This window comes from Caldanaerobacter subterraneus, assembly GCF_004345675.1.
Taxonomy (GTDB): Bacteria; Bacillota; Thermoanaerobacteria; order Thermoanaerobacterales; family Thermoanaerobacteraceae; genus Thermoanaerobacter; species Thermoanaerobacter subterraneus.
The window spans coordinates 1-18,099 of record NZ_SLWU01000034.1 but is presented as its reverse complement, the minus strand read 5'-3'; the positions used below and the strand labels follow the sequence as shown (position 1 = coordinate 18,099).

Here is an 18,099-nt window from a genome sequence, read left to right as displayed (position 1 = left end):
TAAACCTGCCAAAACATAACGCCTTGACAGGCCCGCTCGACTTGCATGTGTTAGGCACGCCGCCAGCGTTCGTCCTGAGCCAGGATCAAACTCTCATGTTCATATCCTTACTCTTTCACTATATCTTTTTTCGCCTCACTGTTCATTTTTCAAGGGGCACACAACATTATCTATATTATCACGCTGCTCCCTCTTTGTCAAGCCCTTTTTCTTCCGCCACCTCCCAGCAACATGTTATATATTAGCATGAGTTGTTTTGATATTCAATAGGATATATCGTTAGATTATTTAAGATTATATCTTAAATCTTTATTATCGATGCTCCAGGTTTAGTTGAATAAAGTTGTGGTATTAATTGGCTCAACATGCACCATGCAATGTTTTATACTATCTATTTCTCCTTCTAGGGCATCGTGAACCTTTTCTGCAATATCATGTCCTTCCTTTACATTTAATCTTTCATCAACATATATTTCTAAATCAACATAAATCCTGTGTCCAAACACCCTGGTTTTCAAGCTTTGTATTCCTTTAACTCCATCAACACTCATAACTATATTTTTTATCTTTTCAATAGTTTCTTTATCGACCGATTCATCAACTAAAGCTTTGGTTGCTTTTAAATAAAATTCAATCCCTACCTTTACGATAAAAAAGCTAACAACAAGAGCTGCCAATGGATCGAAAAATCTATAACCCATTCTGGCTGCAAATATACCTATAAAAGTTCCTATTGAAGAAAACGCATCAGAACGGTGATGCCAAGCATCTGCTTCCATAGAAATACTTTTTATTTTTCTTGCAATTATTATTGTATACCAATACATCCCCTCTTTTAAAACTATTGAAGCTGCAGCAGCTACTAGAGCAATTTTACCGGGAGTGGATATTTCTCCTAAAATTAACTTTTTTATACCTTCATATCCTATTGAAAAACCTGTAATTATTAAAATAACGCTTATAGCTTTAGCAAATATGAGTTCAAATTTTTCATGACCATAGGGGTGCTTTTCATCTTCTTCCTTTGAAGAAATTTTTAGTCCCAATATCACAACAAATGTAGCTAGTATGTCCGATAAAGTATGCACTCCATCAGCTATCATAGCACTACTTTTACCTACAACCCCTGCTATTATCTTAAACAAACACAAGAAAGTATTAATAAAAATAGTAATCCACGAAACTTTTGTTCCTATTTTTTCCCTTTCCATATTTTTACTTCCTTTCAACTGAAAATATAATGTATATCTTATTATATGCGATTGTAGTAGAATTTTCAACAATATTTTTATAATATCTATTATCAATTGATAATATAAGCCAATAAAATATTCTTATAGCTCAGACATAATCCCCTTCAGCAGCTACATCCTTAAACGATATAAAATTTGAACAAATGTTTAAAGATAAATTGACAGAAATAAGCAAATTTATAAAACAGAACAACATGAGAGTATCAATGCATCCTGGACAATACACAGTTCAATATCATACAAAAATTTTAGATTCCCTAGAAGTGGATTATTCCCATAAAATAGTCTTGCATATAGGTGGAAGGTATAACAAATAAGGTTGAATCCCTAAAAAGATTTCTTCTTAAATTTTCTTATACTTTTTCCGGCTATCCTTATGTTGGATTTTCCCTTGTCCATATAAAATGAAAATCCCAAAAACTTCCTCTTCCATGGCCTATCAACTACACTTCTCTCTTTATTTACCTTAAGTTTAAGAATTTCTTCAATAAATTCAGTTATGCTCTCTTTAACCCTGTCTGCTGCCCTTTTGCTTTTAACAAATATATTACAGTCGTCTGCGTATCTACAGAATTTGTGTCCTTTTTTCTAGTCTTTATCTAAATCGTCAAGTATTATATTTGCTAAAAGCGGACTTAATGGCCCTCCTTATGGAGTGCCTTCTTCACTCTTAACTTTTACTCCGTTTAGCATTACTCCGGATGTTAGGTATCTACACCTCTTTTTCCTGCTCAATCACTTACTGAAATTTTACATTATCTTATTCAATCCTCATAAAAGCACGTATAAGACCATTCTTCGCAATTGTATTTTTCATGCTTTATTATGCTTTAAAATACTTTAAATTACGACAATTTATCTAATTCTTCTTTAATCTTTTTGAAATCTTCCATCGCCGGTTCTAATTTCTCGGGGTCCCTTAAAATAGCAGCAGGATGATAAGTTGCTATTATTTTAACCCCTTTTCTTTCAAACCATTGCCCTCTCATTGCAGTTATTTTAAAATTTTTATCTATTATAGCTTTTGCTGCAGTAGCACCAAGACAAACGATAATTTTAGGTGCTATTATTGCTACTTGATTTCTCAAATAGGGAAGGCAAGCGTCAACCTCACTTTGTAGGGGTACTCTATTATTTGGAGGCCGACACTTTACTACATTAGCAATATACACTTCTTCTCTTTTTAACCCAACATCCTCAAGCATCTTGTTAAGAAGCTGTCCTGCTCTTCCTACAAAGGGCCTTCCTTGCAAATCTTCATCTTTTCCAGGGCCTTCACCTACAAACATTACTTTTGCCCTTAAATTGCCTTCCCCAAAAACCATATGGGTTTTAGTTTTATGTAAATCACATTTTGTACAATATAAACAGGCAAGATACAACTCTTTCAAAGGTAAAAGCGCCATTTTTTATCACCTTTTTACATGCGTTTTGTACTTTTCTCTTTCAATTTCATAGAGGTTATTTCCATATATGTCTATAGTAACAATTAAAGGAAAATTTTCGACCGTAAACTTATATATAGCCTCTGGCCCTAAATCTTCATAAGCTACTACTTCCACTTTTTTGACTCTTTGGGCAAGTAAAGCACCAGCTCCTCCTACAGCAGTAAAATAAACTGCCTTATGTTTTTTCATGGATTCTACAACTTCTTCTGACCTAGCACCCTTCCCAATCATCCCTTTTAATCCTAATTCAATCAATCTCGGAGCATATTTGTCCATTCTTCCACTTGTAGTAGGCCCACAACTTCCAACAACTTGTCCTGGTCTAGGAGGACAAGGTCCAACGTAGTAAATGATAGAATTTTTAATTTCAAAAGGTAGCATTTCCCCTCTATCCAGTGCTTCAACCATCCTTTTATGAGCTTCATCCCTTGCAGTATAAATCTCTCCTGAGAGCAAAATCAAATCCCCAGCTTTCAATTGTACTGTTACTTCATCTAGTAAAGGTGTATTTAATTTTCTGTACATGTTTTCCCTCCAAACATAATTATAATACAAAAGTAGCGTGTCTCGTAGCATGGCATCCCAAATTTACTGCAACAGGCAAAGAAGCAATGTGGGTAGGATATACTTCTATGTGGACACCTAGGGCAGTAGTAGTCCCTCCAAGGCCCATCGGCCCAATGCCTAAAGAGTTTATCTCATTTAAAAGCTCTTCTTCCAACCTAGCAATTAAAATATCCTGATGCCTTTCGCCGACTTTCCTCAACAGTGCTTTTTTCGCTAGATAGGCTGCATATTCAAAATCTCCTCCAAGACCAACCCCCACAATCAGAGGAGGACAAGCGTTAGGACCGGATTTTTCCACAGTCTCTATTACAAATCTTTTTACCCCTTCTAAACCATCTGAAGGCTTTAACATCTTCAAAGCACTCATATTTTCGCTGCCAGCTCCTTTTGGCATTACAGTTATAATGAGTCTATCTCCTCTACACACACGATAATGTATTACCGCAGGAGTATTGTCATTTGTGTTAATTCTTTCTATAGGGCTTTTCACAACAGACTTTCTCAAATATCCCTCTTTATAACCCAATCTCACTCCTTCATTTATAGCCTCTTCCAAATCTCCATCTACAACGCGTACTTCTTGTCCTATATCTACAAAAACCACGGCCATTCCTGTATCCTGACATATAGCCATTTTCTCTTGCATAGCTATTTCAGCATTTAAAATTATATCTTCAAGAATTTTTTGGCCTAAAGGACTTTTTTCCTCCTTCTTCCGGATTTTGAGCCCTTTTAATATATCATCCGGTAAATTATAATTCGCTTCAATACACAGCTTTTTGACAACTTCCACAATTTGACTAGCTTTTATTTCCCTCAAAATTTTTCACCTCGCACTTATTCCTTTATGATTTATAATACTATTTTTAATATCAATTTTGCAATTTCTTTGAAAATCTCTTATAATGGTTTATTGCATAGTCCTTTAAAAAATGCTTATAAATAAGTGAAAGGAGGTTTTGAAATTGAAGTGCATAGTATGCGGGAAACCCGCCATTGTCAAGTTCCCAGCCCATAACTCTGCTTTCTGCGAAGAGCACTTGGACGCATTCTTTTTAAGACAGGTTTCAAAAACAATTGAAAAGTATAAAATGCTCCCTCCAAAAGGAAGAGTAGTGGTAGCAATTTCTGGCGGGAAAGATTCTCTAGTGACTGCCTATGTCCTCAAAAAGCTGGGGTATGAAGTCCTCGGCTTCTTTATAGACCTTGGAATTACTCAAAACGACTTCTCTCCTCGATCCAGAGAAGTTGTGGAAAATTTCTGCAAAGAACACGATATCCCTCTTGAAATAGTAGACTTAAAAGCAGGATATGGAAAAGGCATCCCAGAAGTAGCAAAAAAGCATGACAGGATATGCGCTATATGCGGTGTTACAAAAAGACATTTAATGAACGAATACACTCTGGCAGTAAACGCTGACGCTTTAGCAACTGGCCATACTTTAGACGATATGGCAAAACTTTTATTGGCAAACCTCATGAGATGGGACTTACACCACTTAGCCAAAGGTATTCCAACTCTGCCAGCAGAACCCGGCTTTGCCAAAAAGATAAAACCCCTTGCATTCCAGTCCGAAGATGAAATAATAGCTTTCGCCAAACTTCACAACATAAAGCCAGTAGAAGCAAAGTGCCCTTACGGAAGAGAAGCAAAATACAATAGATATCAAGAAGCTTTGGACATGCTCGAAGAAAAGTCACCAGGAATTAAAAGGTCTTTTTATAAAAATTACACGAAGTATGCTTATTTATTTGAGGGCACTCAAGCCCGCCCCCCAAAAATAAACTGCGAAATATGCGGTTTCCCCTCTGTCTCACCTGTGTGCACCTTCTGCCGCACATGGATAAAAACCGACTAATGAAAAAAATGCGCCCTGTTGGACGCATTTTTTTCATTTTTTATATATTCCCCGCTTTCTCTAAAATTCTGTAAAGCATAGCTGCAGCTTCTGCTTTTGTAGCATTGCCTTTTGGTTTGAAAGTGTTATCCTCATATCCCTTTACTATGCCAAGTTTCACCGCATTCGCTACTACATTCCTTGCCCATTGGCTTATCTTGTTGTTATCTCCAAAAGTTGTATTGCCTATGTTCTCCTCTTTATAGCCTGTAAGTTTACTGTATACTCTCATTATTACTGCTGCCATCTCTTCTCTTGTTATTGGGTCATCTGGCCTCATCTTCTTGCCATCTCCAAGCATTATCCCTTCCTGATATGCTGCCTCTATCGCATTTGCATACCATGCCCCTTCTTTTACATCTTCAAATTCTCCTTTGTATGGCTTCTCTTCTATTCCCAGTGCCCTTATCATTAATGCTGCAAATTGTGCCCTTGTTATTTTTGCATTTGGTGCAAAGTTGTCATCATCCATCCCTTTTATTATGTGCCTTGATGCTAAAACATTTATTACATCGTATGCCCAGAAGTCTTTCGGTACGTCCTTAAATTCTTTGTTGTATTCAAAAGCTCCATAGGTTGAGAAGTGCTTTGCTTCAATTGTCACTGTGTTTGCCTTTCTGTCAACTTTTCCTCCTACATATTCCCATTTACCTGTTACCTCGTTTAAGTAGTATACTCCGACTTTTCTTATGTCTTTTGCATCTTTTACTTCAAATGTTAGTTTTACTGGCGAATCTATTTTTATTTTGTTATCTCCTGCTTTTATTGTGATATCATAAGCCTTTGATACTGGAACCAGGGAATTTGCTGTTTGTTTTCCTCTGTCCTCTATTGTAAGTCTTACTACACCTGCTTTCTTTATTAGGTCTATTGTTTCTTTAGGTATTGCCAATGTCTTTGCATCAAATTGAAGAGCTATTTCATGTGATTTTACTGTTATGTTCTTATTGTTTTCTGCTATTAAGTTTAGTACGCTTACAGGTATTTCTAATGCTTTTGCAGATGTTTGACCTATATCTGTTAAGTCAAATTGTATTTCTTTCTTTGAGGTGTCTTTTATGTCTTTTGATACTTTGGCCTCGTCTACTGTAAGAATCGTTGTGTCATTTTCCACAACTACTTTGCCTTGTGATACTTCTTGAGCTGGTTTTGTCGACTCTGTTGGGGTTGACTCTAACCTTGGCGTAGGAGTTGGTTCTTTCCCTTGTGCAAGCTTTTCTTTTGTAACAGTTATTGTTATATCTTTTGTGAGTTCATTATTTTTTTCACCACTGGGCTCCACGTGTATTTTAATAATATTTACACCGTACTCAAGAGGCACTATTTTTGTAAATACACCATTTTCTTGTTGTACAAAAGATTCATCGTTTATAGTTACTATTGCACCTTTATAGGTATTGCCTTTAATTCCTATCTCATTTGTATTTGCATCTACTGTAGTGTTGTCTTTTGGAAAATAAATGTATATAGGAATATCTCTCCATCTTTGAACCACATCATTTACCACCATCGTATTTGACCCTTGATTTACAACTGTAATTTTCCTATTTGCAATTTCTTCTCCATATTCACCCTTTTCTACCTTATCCCAGCTGCCTCTTGCATATTTATATTCAAGCTGTGTCCCCTCATTTAAGGTCAATGTAATACTATAACTGTTAAGTCCAGTCTTTGTCATTGGCCGAGCACTTGGATTCCAGAAAGCATCCGGGAAGTTTCCAGCAATATATACACCATCATCAGGAGTATAATCTGGTACTGTGACATTAAATGTCACTTTTATAGGTATTATGTCAGGTGTCACTCTTACTGTATTTGATGCTGTCCTATTATAGGAGGTATCAACTGCTACAACTTTATAATAATACGTATTGCCATTTACTACATCTGTATCTACGTAGTTATACACACTGTCAGACACAGTTGCAATCTTTATAAATGGTCCTGTCTCACTTGAAGACTTATAGATTTCGTAGCCGAAAATAGCAACATCATCAGCTGATGGACTCCAGTTAAGTGTAACTCTTGAGGATTCAATTCCTGGCTGTTGTAAGACTGGAGCAGTTGGAGGCCCTGAATCATTAGATGGAATTACAGTAAATTGTTTGACATCTGTCTGTGTCCAATCTTGACCTTGGTTAGAAGAAAATCTCATAGTATATTCCCATGTGCCTACCATATCAGGTACAAAACCTGCTTTATATTGGTCATTATTTGGTTGCCCAAAACTATAGGAATCCCCTACATACCGTGCATCAACCCACGTCCAGTCCTGAATTATTTCAACACCTTCTACTTTGTTGCGTGTAGCATCTTGCCCACCATCTCCAATATACCTATATCCTAACTGGGCAATCATATTTTCCCCTTGGCCAGGTTTATCTGTAAGCCCTTCAGCCCACACTTCAGCATACACTTCAACTGGATTATTTACACCTATTACATGTGTATCGACTTGATTCATATTTCCCGCCCAGCCAATAGGAAATGCTGGATATGCCTCAACTTCGTTGCTTAAAGTACTCTCATTCCCATCACCATCTACAGCGGTTACAGCATACACATACTTTAGACCATTGGTAACCTGTGTATCAGTATAGGTGCTTTGCGTAACATTTGAAGCTATTTTTTCATATAACCCACCTTTAACTGTAGAACGATAAATATTATAGCTTACTGCTTTATCTACTGCACTCCAGGAAAGGTCTACTTTGCCATTTCCTGAGACTGCTTTAAGGTCTTGAATTGACTGAGGTGCTGTCAAATTTTGTCCCGGATCTGATATAAGTATAGCTCCATCCATTGACCCAACTTCTACAACAATTTGTCCATCATGAACAGTGTATTTTTTACCACTTAAGGCATCTGTAAATGTAACACCATCTCTTATAAATTTGGTGGCATCTATTGAAACCTGTTTTGCGTCACCTTTATTTATTACAACAATCGCCACACTGTCAGGATAAGATTTTCCAAAAATGTCTTTTCCATTTATGACTCTTCTGCCAAAAGCATATACGTCACCTTTCGCATAAAGTGTAACGAGGTCTCCGGTTTTTAAAACTTGATTTTCATTCCTTATGTTTACGACTTTCTTAAAGAATTCTTGCAAATCAGTATCTTCTCTTCCCCAAGGGGATGTCCTTCTATTGTCCGGGTCATTTCCTCCAGATAGTCCTGCTTCATCTCCGTAATAAATAGAAGGCATGCCTGGATAACCCATTTGAAGTATCGCAGCGAGTTTAAGTCTTTTAACCGCAAGGTCATATGCTTCCTGAGAATTTTGACTGTTATCGGCAGAGTTATACCCAAATACTGTCAATATTCTCATGGTGTCATGGGAGCCCAAAAGATTCATAGTAGAATAAAATACTGGCAGCGGATATCTTTCATATATGCTCATAAGTCTTTGGTCAAGTTTTGCCGCATCTATAGGATTGTGAACGCTATTCCCATCATCAAATGGCTTATCCAGTATAAAGTCAATTACAACATTTCTAAAGAGATAATTCATAACAGAGTTAAAAGAATCTCCTAATAAATCTAACGAAGCATCTCCCCAAAGTTCTGCAATCATTGGCGCATTTGGTTTCACAGTATTTATTGCATCTCTAAAATGTACCCAGAAATCGTGAGCAACTTCATTTGCTACATCCAACCTCCAACCATCTGCACCTGCATTTGGGTCTCCATCAGGATTTAACCAATACTTAGATATCGCATCAGGGTTATTTATGATAAAGTCTGCCCAGCTTTTAACGTTGTACTCACTGCCATTTATCTGCCTTATGACAGGTAGGCTGTCAAATCCCCACCATCCTTCATAGGTACCGTCAGGCCTTATCTCGTACCAATCACCATATGGAGACTTTGACTGATCTCCTTGCAACCATGCCTGATAAGCACCTAGTCCTTTGTCTAAATATTTCCCATATCTATCAAAATAAATACTGTCATCACTTGTATGGTTAAAAACTCCATCAAGTATAACTCTAATCTCTCTTGCATGCGCTTCTCTCATGAGAGTTTTGAAAGTGTCCAAATCCCCTAGTAATTCATCTATTTTTGTGTAATCAGTTGTATCGTACCTGTGATTGGAAGGTGATTGAAAAATTGGATTGAGGTAAATAACTGATATCCCAAGCTCTTTCAGATAATCCAATTTATCAATTATACCCTGTAAATCACCACCAAAGAAATCGTTATTCCATATGCCATCCCCTGTATATCCCGGCTTATCTTTATCACGCGGGTTATCCGGAAGAACATACCAATCATCATGATATTCAACAGGATCAAATCCTCTACTGTATTCTTTTAGGCGATCATTTGAAGGGTCACCATTGTAAAATCTATCTGGGAAGATTTGATACATTACTGCCCCTTTCATCCAATCCGGCGTATCTAAATTTTTATCGTATACAGTAATTACAAAATCTTTGTTTACAACATCTGTAGCCTTGCCTACACCACCTAATTGTTCATCGTCATCTCCATAATAAGCAGTCTTTCTCCCATCTTTCAGTATGAAGTAATACCAAATCCTTGTAGGATAATCAAAACTCAACTTAATTTCCCAATATTCATATTTTCCGTCAGGGCTTTGACCTATTTTGTACATGGAAACTTGTGTTCTTGTTTTCTTAATGTCATCCCAATAAGAAATCTGAGCTGACTCAAGATCATGATTTCTCGCTTGTAGCCTTAAAGTCACAGTCTCCCCCGTTTTTATTGCACCGAAAGGCGAGCGGAAGAATGGATCATGAGTGTCATGTTTTAAATCGTCATAATATATGTTATTATCAGACCCTGTAAGAGGTGGATTATAATCTGTCCATATTTTGTGTGAAATCGAATCATAGAAAAATGTAATCTTAGTATCATAGGCTACATTCAAAGGAATATTTGGCCCATTTTGTTCACCATTTAAGCCATAATTTATAGCCCATGAGGGTCCTAAAGTCACTTTAAACTCATAATACCCTTTTGGAACATTTGCAGTGTATTCGTAAACATTGTTAAACTTATAGTCTCTCATTATAGCTGTCGATGTTTCAGGTTTCCAATCATCACCTGCTCCTATTGCTGATTGTATAGTACCTACAATTCTTGGAAGTTTTTCTTCCGGAATTGGTGTATATTTTGTAGAATCAGTAACACTTGAAGTATAATAGTTGTAATAAAAAGTTACTACAGAATCTGTGTCAAGATGAAATTTTAAATTGTTGCCAAAACCATCCGGTATCCACTGAATCCCATTCAAAACTATTTTATATTCATAATCTCCGGCAGGTAATGCGGTCTGTGTCGTGTATTCATAAAAACCATTGCCTTTATATGTCATTACTGTTATGCTGCTGTCGCCTTTCCAGTCGGTATCACCAAGTTTTGACTGAAAATTGCCTGCAACAACAGCAGTTGCTGGCGCTATATCTGTCTCAGCCTTTGCAAATTGCACAGGCATTGAGCCAAATACTGCTGTAAAAATTAAAAGAAATGACAATAAAAATCCTAATGTTCTCCTCTTAAACACTACAATCCCCCTTTACACTATGTTTTTATTCAAAAATCTTACGAAAAACTCCTTTACAACATCACCCCCCATTTCTTTTAGGCAATCGCTTTCACAGGTTATAAAAAGATAAATGTGTTTATGTACACATTTACTTGTGGAAATTTTTTGCGCAATCGTTTTCCTTCATATTTATTATAAATTATAGCTTTTTTGTTGTCAATATGCTGTTAACACATACTACTATATGTAAATTTATAAGGCTGCTGTAAAGCAGCCTTATAAATTATATTTCCTTTAGCCTTTGTGTTAGTATTATCTCCATTTTGTTTGCTTTTTCGGCGCTTTTAACTGTCACATTTGTCTTAACTTTTGCACTATCTCTATTTTGTCTACTCGTTCAGCTAGAAGAATTGTAATCCTGCGATAATGGAGATGTTGTGAAGCATTAGACTTATTGAGACAGAATAGTGTAAATTGTACCTCCAGAACCTATCCCTGCATTGTTTATTAAAATATCGATTTTACCGTAGGTCTCTATGGTCTTATTCACCATATTTTTTACATCTTCCTCTAAGGCGACATCTGTGTGTACAAAAAGCGCCTCTCCTCCATTTTTTCTTATGTACTCTTCATTCTCCAGCCCTGCCTCATCGTCAATTTCAGCAATGACCACTTTTGCTCCTTTGCTGGCAAAAGTCTGAGCAATACATCTTCCAATCCCCTGTCCTCCCCCTGTTACTATTACAACTTTATCTTTAAAATTCATAAAATTCCCTCCTTTCTAACTAAAAAAGAAAATAAGGCAAAAACATGCCTTACTCAAAGTGTATATAAACTCCACACAAAAATCAAGTTCACGCTAAAAGTAATTCTTTATCTTCAAAGCCATACCTTTCAAGGGCGCTCTCTAAGATTTTTCCTATAAACTCTTTCCTAGTCATGCCAGCAGCTTTTGCCATATATCCCATATAGCCGTGGTGTACATGTTTTTCCCCTCTTTCTACTGCGGTAGTGAGTCCAGCATAAGTGTTGAGCTCTAGGAAATAAGGCACATTGTCTTTACCTAAAATCATATCTATTCTCGCATAATCCCTTGCATTCAAAACTTTAAAAATTCTAAGAGCTGTATCCTTTATCCTTTTTTCAATTTCTTCTGGCACTTCCATTGGGCATTTTATTATTTCATTGTCAAACATTTTGTGTTCATAGGTATTTGTCTTGACATTATTATAACCTATCTCTAAAAGGGGCAATACTATCGGATTCCTATAACCTATTATCCCTACGGTTACTTCCCTTCCTTCAATAAACTCTTCAATAAGAGCAGGCTGACCTATCTTTTCAGTTATCTTGCTCACAACCTTTGGAAGCCTAGACTTATCGTACACTATATTTTCCTCATCTATCCCTGCACTCCCTCTTCCCATTATAGGTTTTACAAAAAGCGGAAACCTTAAATGGTCTACAGAAGGAATTTCATTCGCACTGTATGCCACCACATATTTAGGGGTGGGAAGACCGTGAGCAGCTACAATGTCTTTTCTCATCCTTTTATCTGTTGCCGCCAAATCAATACCAGAACCTACATAGGGTATATTAAATAGTTCCAAAAATTCTATTTCCTTCAAGCTAGAGGCATTAAAAATTATGTCTACTTCTTCTTTTTGAATGACCTCGTAAGTTTTGATAGGGTCATCTTTCCATTCTATGAGGACTGCATCGAATCCTGCTTCTTTTAATGCTTCATAGTGATGATAAGCTTCATCATAGGCATCGTCATAGACTTTATCAGGTGTAAGTCTTCTTTGAAGCTCGACATTTCTGAATTTTCTCCAAAAAACACCTACTTTCATCCCTTTCTCCTCCTTCTACAAAAATTTTGCAAAAGGAAAAGAAAAAGAGAAATAGGTTTATTTAAAGACTTTTGAACTGTGATTTACTACCATGTCAGTCATTATAAGGGAGATTAAACTCTCTGCACCTTCGTTTAAATTTACTCCGTCTTCTGTGATCCCATCATAGCAACCGCCCGTCTCTTCATCTACTAAAGAAATATTTTGTGAATTCTCACCTAAAAACCATCTATAACATTTTTTAGCCTTATTTAAATACTCTTCTTCCCCAAAAACTCTATAAGCTTCTATATACATGAGAGCACTTTCACAGGCTTCTATAGGCTGTTCGTCAAATTCCGCCCTTTTCCCTCCTTTTTTGTACCATCCTTTGCACCCAATCGGTTTGAAATACCCATCTTTAAAAGTCACACTTCCTAAAAAATCCATGGATTCCTTTGCTACTCGGAGTACTTCTTCATCTTTGGTTACAGTATAAGCCTTTAGTAAAGACCAAGGCAAAATTGCATTGCTATAAGTCATCTGGTCTTCAAACCATTTCCAATTCTCTTCTCTATTTTTGTAGTAGCTTTTCAATAAATCCTGTGAAAGGGATTTTACCAAGTCTCTTATCTCTCCTCTGTCAAATTCAAAAGCCTCTGAATTGTAAATAAGAGAAAGTCCTATTAATGAATAAGCCTTTCCCCTCAAAGAATAAAGTTTTTTGACGTTGAAAAGTGCTTTTTCTAAAAGCCTGATAGCGACGTTGTGATAGGATTCATCAGAAAAAGGCACATTTAGAAGATACCCTAAAGCCCAAAGACTTCTTCCAAAGCAGTCTTCAGACCCTTTCTTTTCTGTAAACTCTCTATTGTAATTCATGAAGTTTTTGAAAAATCCTTCCTCGTTTTGGGCGTAAATCAAGAAAGAAAGGTATCTTCTAAGAAGAGAGAGGTACACTTCTTCTCTGTAAACCTGATACAGCATGGTAGCCGCTATAGCTGCTCTAGCGTTATCATCTGTCGTATAACCCTTGGAAGGGTCAGGAATGGAATAGAGGGAGTGCTGAAAAATCCCTGTATCGTCCGTTAGAGTGAAAAGGTGAGCGTATTTAGTCGCAACTCTCATTTAAACCCCCTCCTTTATATGACCACTTCCTCCCTTGATTTTACGTCCAAAACGGACAAAATCATTATCACGTACCTGTAAGCCACGTTATTCCATGTCATAGTACTGCCAAGCTTTTTCATCTCACTCTCCATTCTGGCTCTGGCCTCTGGATGTTCAAATACATACTCAATCTTTTCTGCTAAAGATTTTGCACTTCTGAAATCAGCAAGGAGGCCTCTTCCGTTCCCTAAAATCTCCTCTGCATACATGTATGGAGTGGAAATTATTATTTTACCAAGTCCTGCTGCATAAGCCAGTGTGCCGCTTACTGCCTGTTCTTTGTTGAGGTAAGGAGTCATGTATATATCGGACATTTTGAGATATTCCAATATTTCTCTCTTAGTTAAGTACTTATCTACAAATCTCACGTTGTCTTCTACTCCCAAATCTTTTACCATTTTCTGTAGTTTTTCTCTATATTCTTCCCCGTACAGTCTCTTTATATTGGGATGGGTCTGCCCTAAAATCAGGTAAAGTACATCTTTGTACTTCTTAGCTACCATGCTTATGGCTTCTATTCCGTACTCTATCCCTTTCCCAGGATTTATAAGTCCAAAGGTGCTTATTATCCTTCTCCCTTTAAAACCGTATCTTTCTTTTAAAGTCTCTTTTGGAAGTACAGGAAGGGTTGGAACTCCATGAGGTATAAATGTGATTTTGTGAGAAGGTATTTCATAGATTTTCTCCAGAAGAGGAATTGTATTTTTAGCCATTGTTATTACTCTGGCGCTCTTTTGCCCAAGCTCTTTTAAAATTTTTAATTGCTTTTCATTAGGATTTAAAAGCACTGTATGAACAGTCACCGCAAATGGTATTGAGAGATTGTCCACCAAATCAAGCAGATATTCGCCGCTTTCTCCCCCAAATATCCCGTATTCGTGCTCTATTATGAGAAGGTCTACGTTAGATTCGTTGAGCTTTTCCGCAAGCTTCAAATAGTCCTCCCTTTCAAATTGGTTTATCTCATATATCACATCCTCATCATAGTCGTATCTCTTGTGGTCATTTATGGCTATCACGCCAGCAAAATTTATAAGTTTTATCTTTTTTATTTCATTCACCAAATCCTGAGTAAAAGTCGCTATTCCACATTCCCTTGGAGGATAAGTGCTCAAAAAAGCTATATTTCTCCCCAAGATGCTCACAAGTATCCCCCCTTTTACTTAGTATCAAGGTGTGAGCGTAATATCAGCTAACTTATTAGCAGTAAAAACCGTGTTTTTAATCTCCATATTCACTTCCACTACGCATTCCGAGGTAACCACGCTATTTTCCAATCTTGCAAATCTTCTCACCTTTATGTTGTCCCACAGCACGCTATTGGAAACCTTGCTCTCCTGTCCTATCCTGCAGTTACTGCCTATCACAGTGTAAGGCCCTACAGTAGCATAAGCATCAACTTCTGTATTATCCCCAATATAGGCTGGCCCAATTACACTGGCTGTAGGGTGGATTTTCACATTCTCTCCGAGGATTATCCCTCTCGTGGACAATCCTGCTACAAATCTAGATTTGCCTTTGAGGATGTCTTCATGTACCTTTTTATATTTGTCCACAGTCCCTATGTCCATCCAATAGCCAGTAAACTTATATATAGCCATTTTATAGCCTTTTGAAAGAAGCAAAGGATATGTTTCCCTTTCTACAGATACCTGAGTGTTAGCTGGAATTTCCTTTAAGACCTCCGGCTCAAACACATAAACTCCTGCATTTATATACTTAGAATTTGACTCCCCAGGCTTTGGCTTCTCTTTAAAAGCAGTGATAAAACCCTTGCTGTCAAACTCTATGACCCCGTACTGGGAAGTATCTCTCACTTCTATGGAAGCAATAGTAACCTGTGCTCTCCTTCTCTTGTGATATTTCACCAAGTCTGCATAGTCTATATCGCTCACTATATCGGAGTTGAGAATTAAGAAAGTGTCGTCAAAAAACTTTTCAGCATTTTTTATAGCTCCTCCCGTGCCTAAAGGAGTCCCTTCTGTGACATAATGAATCTTTACCCCTAGTTCTTTGCTCTTGCCTTTGAAGTAGTTTTCAATGTAGTCGGATTTATAATGAGTGCTTATGACCACTTCGTCTACTCCACTTTTTTTAAGATTTAAAATAATGCGCTCCAAAAGCGGCTTTCCCATTATAGGAACCATAGGCTTTGGCAAATCGTCAGTAAGGGGCCTTAACCTGGTTCCCAGTCCCCCCGCTAGAAGAAGCGCCTTCATAAAAACCCCTCCTTTTTTGTAAAAATGGCTTTAGTTGAAGAACAAGACATGAAGGTTGGAAGGGCAAAAGCGATATTAGCACTCTAATGATTGGGCTGCTAATAGATTTGTAGATAAAACTAATCTATAAGATATTATAATTGAGAAAATGTGGAATGTCAAGCCTTCCTAAGTAAAATATTTACAAAATAAGTGGCACTTTATAAAGTACCACTTATTTTCTATATACATACCAGTAGATTGTAGCCACAAAAAATCCCGCTCCTACTATGTTACCTAGAGTTACAGGTATCAAATTATTTACTATAAAATTCTCCCATGTAGCTTTCAGAATAGGTACATTTAAAAGTATTCCTTCTGCACTTTTTGCAAAATTAACATAAAGAGGGTCTTGTCCTGCATATATTCCGAGAGGAATAAAAAACATATTAGCCACTGAATGTTCAAAGCCTATAGCGACAAAACCCATTATAGGCCACCATATGGCAAAAATCTTGCCTATTATATCCTCAGCAGAATAGGCCATCCACACGGCCAAAGCGACCAGCCAATTACACCCTATACCTCTTAAAAATGCCTGCCACCACGATAAGCTCACTTTAGCGTTCGCTATTTTTACTGCATATAAAGCCCATGGGAGTGCTTTTGGTATTTCCCCCATTTTTGCCACTTCCATTATAAGCCCCGTTTTATAAGCCAAAAAATATGCGACAAACACTGAACCTATAAAGTTCCCTATGTAAACAAAAGTCCAGTTTTTTAAAAGGCCTTTCAAGTCTATTTTTCTATCAAAATAAGCCATGGGCTGTGTCATCATATTTCCTGTGACCAGTTCTGCTCCCGCTATTACCACAAGAATAAGCCCCAAAGGAAATACTGCTCCAAATATAAATTTTTGAAGGCTTCCAAAGGAGTCAGGCAAGGCTCCTGCCGCTCTAATTGCTAAAAGCCCTCCTAAAGCTATGTACGCTCCTCCTAAAAACCCCAGCACAAGCAATTTAGAAATAGAAAGCTCTGATTTAGCTTTTCCTAAACTACTCATTCCTTCTGTTATGTCTTTTGGCATTTTAAAACCCATAAAATCCCCCCAGCTTAAATACAGTAAACGATATCACAATTTTGAACAATTTAAAAAGTCTCCGAAGATGCCGGAGACTTTTTGCCTTCAATGAAAATTATAAAGTAAGGAGTGTAATTTGTCTAGTATCAAATTTTATGTCCTCCATATTCAAAACTGCCACTCCAATTACAGTGTCTGCTCCTCCATAGTATACATATATTGTGTCGTCTTTTACTGCATTGCCACAGCTGAAAACTACATTTGGTATATACCCTTCCTTTTCCCAGGGAAGTTCTGGCTCTAAAATTGGCTCTTTTTGCCTTGCTATCACCTTTGTCGGGTCTTCCAAATCTAAAAGTGCTGCACCTAATCTATAAACGTTGTTGTCATCTGCCGCGTGGTATATCAGAAACCATCCTTTTTCCGTCTTTATTGGGGGACCTCCTATTCCTACTCTAGCGCTCTCCCAAGTGCCAGGAATAGGTTTTATTATCGGCTTATGTCCATACCAGTTTTTCAAATCTTCTGAGAAAGCTATCCATATGTCTGGGTATCTCCTATGGAGCATTACGTATTTTCCATTAATTTTTTCAGGGAACAAAGAAGCGTCCTTATTAGGTTCATCCAGTACTACGCCTTTTCTCTCCCAGTCTATCAAGTTTTTAGAAGTAGCAAGGCAAATTCTGTAGTCATCTTTGAATCTATCTCCGAAAGCCGTGTACATCATATAGTAAATGCCGTCAATCTTGACTATTCTCGGGTCTTCCAATCCTCTTAATTCTTGCTCAGTCTCATTTGTCATGATTGGTTTGTCAAGTCTCATAAAATTTATCCCATCTTTGCTCACAGCATATCCCAATCTTGAGATATACCTTCCATACTTGATATGAGGCCCTAAATCTGTAGCTCTGTATATGAGGTGGAAAAGTCCATTGTCATAAATCGCTGCCGTGTTAAAAACTGCAGCTCTTTCCCACTCGTTCTCTGGTTTTGGCACAAGAACAGGCTTATCCGATAATCTCCTTAACTTTATCACTTTTTACACTCCTCGTATAATATGATTGTAATCCACATTAAAAATTTAATAATAAACACACAAATTAAATCCTTAAAAACCATTTTTACCCTGGTAAAACA

General features: G+C 37.1%; 14 protein-coding genes, 1 rRNA gene and 1 pseudogene. 2 read left to right on the top strand and 14 right to left on the bottom strand.

Features of this window, described 5'->3' with window-relative positions; translation table 11 throughout:
- Window positions 1-101: ribosomal RNA gene (locus tag EV203_RS11890) — 16S ribosomal RNA — on the bottom strand; the annotation flags it as partial.
- Between the two features lie 228 nt (window positions 102-329).
- Window positions 330-1,211: a cation diffusion facilitator family transporter gene (locus EV203_RS11885; RefSeq protein WP_132040764.1), complete on the bottom strand. Its 882-nt coding sequence runs from the start codon at window positions 1,209-1,211 to the stop codon at window positions 330-332.
- A gap of 170 nt (window positions 1,212-1,381) precedes the next feature.
- Between EV203_RS11885 and EV203_RS14340 the strand changes: the two genes are divergently transcribed.
- Window positions 1,382-1,570 carry a hypothetical protein gene (locus EV203_RS14340; RefSeq protein ID WP_255345466.1) on the top strand — a complete coding sequence of 63 codons (189 nt, stop codon included), beginning with the start codon at window positions 1,382-1,384 and terminating at the stop codon, window positions 1,568-1,570.
- Window positions 1,571-1,589: 19 nt separating this feature from the next.
- On the opposite strand, the pseudogene EV203_RS11875 reads toward EV203_RS14340, so the two are convergent.
- From EV203_RS11875 to EV203_RS11860, 4 genes and pseudogenes are all read right to left on the bottom strand, one after another.
- Window positions 1,590-1,967, bottom strand: a pseudogene (locus EV203_RS11875) (reverse transcriptase domain-containing protein); the annotation flags it as partial.
- Between the two features lie 131 nt (window positions 1,968-2,098).
- The gene (locus tag EV203_RS11870; RefSeq protein ID WP_009052006.1) at window positions 2,099-2,659 is read right to left on the bottom strand and encodes a uracil-DNA glycosylase; all 561 of its coding nucleotides are present in this window, start codon (window positions 2,657-2,659) and stop codon (window positions 2,099-2,101) included.
- Window positions 2,660-2,665: 6 nt separating this feature from the next.
- Entirely contained in the window at window positions 2,666-3,226 is a 561-nt protein-coding gene (locus tag EV203_RS11865; RefSeq protein ID WP_009052007.1) for a Fe-S-containing hydro-lyase, read from the bottom strand.
- 19 nt (window positions 3,227-3,245) lie between these two features.
- Window positions 3,246-4,088, bottom strand: a complete 843-nt coding sequence (locus EV203_RS11860; protein ID WP_132040763.1) for a fumarate hydratase — start codon at window positions 4,086-4,088, stop codon at window positions 3,246-3,248.
- A gap of 145 nt (window positions 4,089-4,233) precedes the next feature.
- Here EV203_RS11860 and EV203_RS11855 point away from each other — a divergent pair, with 145 nt between their 5' ends.
- Window positions 4,234-5,127 carry a PP-loop family protein gene (locus tag EV203_RS11855; RefSeq protein WP_009052009.1) on the top strand — a complete coding sequence of 298 codons (894 nt, stop codon included), beginning with the start codon at window positions 4,234-4,236 and terminating at the stop codon, window positions 5,125-5,127.
- Window positions 5,128-5,167: 40 nt separating this feature from the next.
- On the opposite strand, the gene EV203_RS11850 is transcribed toward EV203_RS11855, so the two are convergent.
- From EV203_RS11850 to EV203_RS11815, 8 genes are all read right to left on the bottom strand, one after another.
- On the bottom strand, window positions 5,168-10,699 hold the full coding sequence (locus EV203_RS11850) for an alpha amylase N-terminal ig-like domain-containing protein (protein ID WP_132040762.1): 5,532 nt from the start codon (window positions 10,697-10,699) through the stop codon (window positions 5,168-5,170).
- A 433-nt stretch (window positions 10,700-11,132) separates the two neighbouring features.
- Window positions 11,133-11,447 (bottom strand): SDR family NAD(P)-dependent oxidoreductase, encoded by a 315-nt coding sequence (locus tag EV203_RS11845; RefSeq protein ID WP_243700694.1) that lies wholly within the window; start codon window positions 11,445-11,447, stop codon window positions 11,133-11,135.
- An 88-nt stretch (window positions 11,448-11,535) separates the two neighbouring features.
- The gene (locus tag EV203_RS11840) at window positions 11,536-12,534 is read right to left on the bottom strand and encodes a D-alanine--D-alanine ligase family protein (RefSeq protein ID WP_132040761.1); all 999 of its coding nucleotides are present in this window, start codon (window positions 12,532-12,534) and stop codon (window positions 11,536-11,538) included.
- A gap of 57 nt (window positions 12,535-12,591) precedes the next feature.
- Window positions 12,592-13,641: a glycoside hydrolase family protein gene (locus tag EV203_RS11835; protein ID WP_132040760.1), complete on the bottom strand. Its 1,050-nt coding sequence runs from the start codon at window positions 13,639-13,641 to the stop codon at window positions 12,592-12,594.
- A gap of 14 nt (window positions 13,642-13,655) precedes the next feature.
- Window positions 13,656-14,828 (bottom strand): glycosyltransferase family 4 protein, encoded by a 1,173-nt coding sequence (locus EV203_RS11830; RefSeq protein WP_011024580.1) that lies wholly within the window; start codon window positions 14,826-14,828, stop codon window positions 13,656-13,658.
- Window positions 14,829-14,852: 24 nt separating this feature from the next.
- The gene (locus EV203_RS11825; RefSeq protein WP_132040759.1) at window positions 14,853-15,902 is read right to left on the bottom strand and encodes a nucleotidyltransferase family protein; all 1,050 of its coding nucleotides are present in this window, start codon (window positions 15,900-15,902) and stop codon (window positions 14,853-14,855) included.
- A 214-nt stretch (window positions 15,903-16,116) separates the two neighbouring features.
- Window positions 16,117-16,980: a formate/nitrite transporter family protein gene (locus tag EV203_RS11820; protein ID WP_011024578.1), complete on the bottom strand. Its 864-nt coding sequence runs from the start codon at window positions 16,978-16,980 to the stop codon at window positions 16,117-16,119.
- A 97-nt stretch (window positions 16,981-17,077) separates the two neighbouring features.
- Complete coding sequence (locus EV203_RS11815; RefSeq protein WP_009610538.1) at window positions 17,078-17,998, bottom strand: beta-1,2-mannobiose phosphorylase; 921 nt, start codon at window positions 17,996-17,998, stop codon at window positions 17,078-17,080.
- Between the last annotated feature and the right edge of the window lie 101 nt (window positions 17,999-18,099).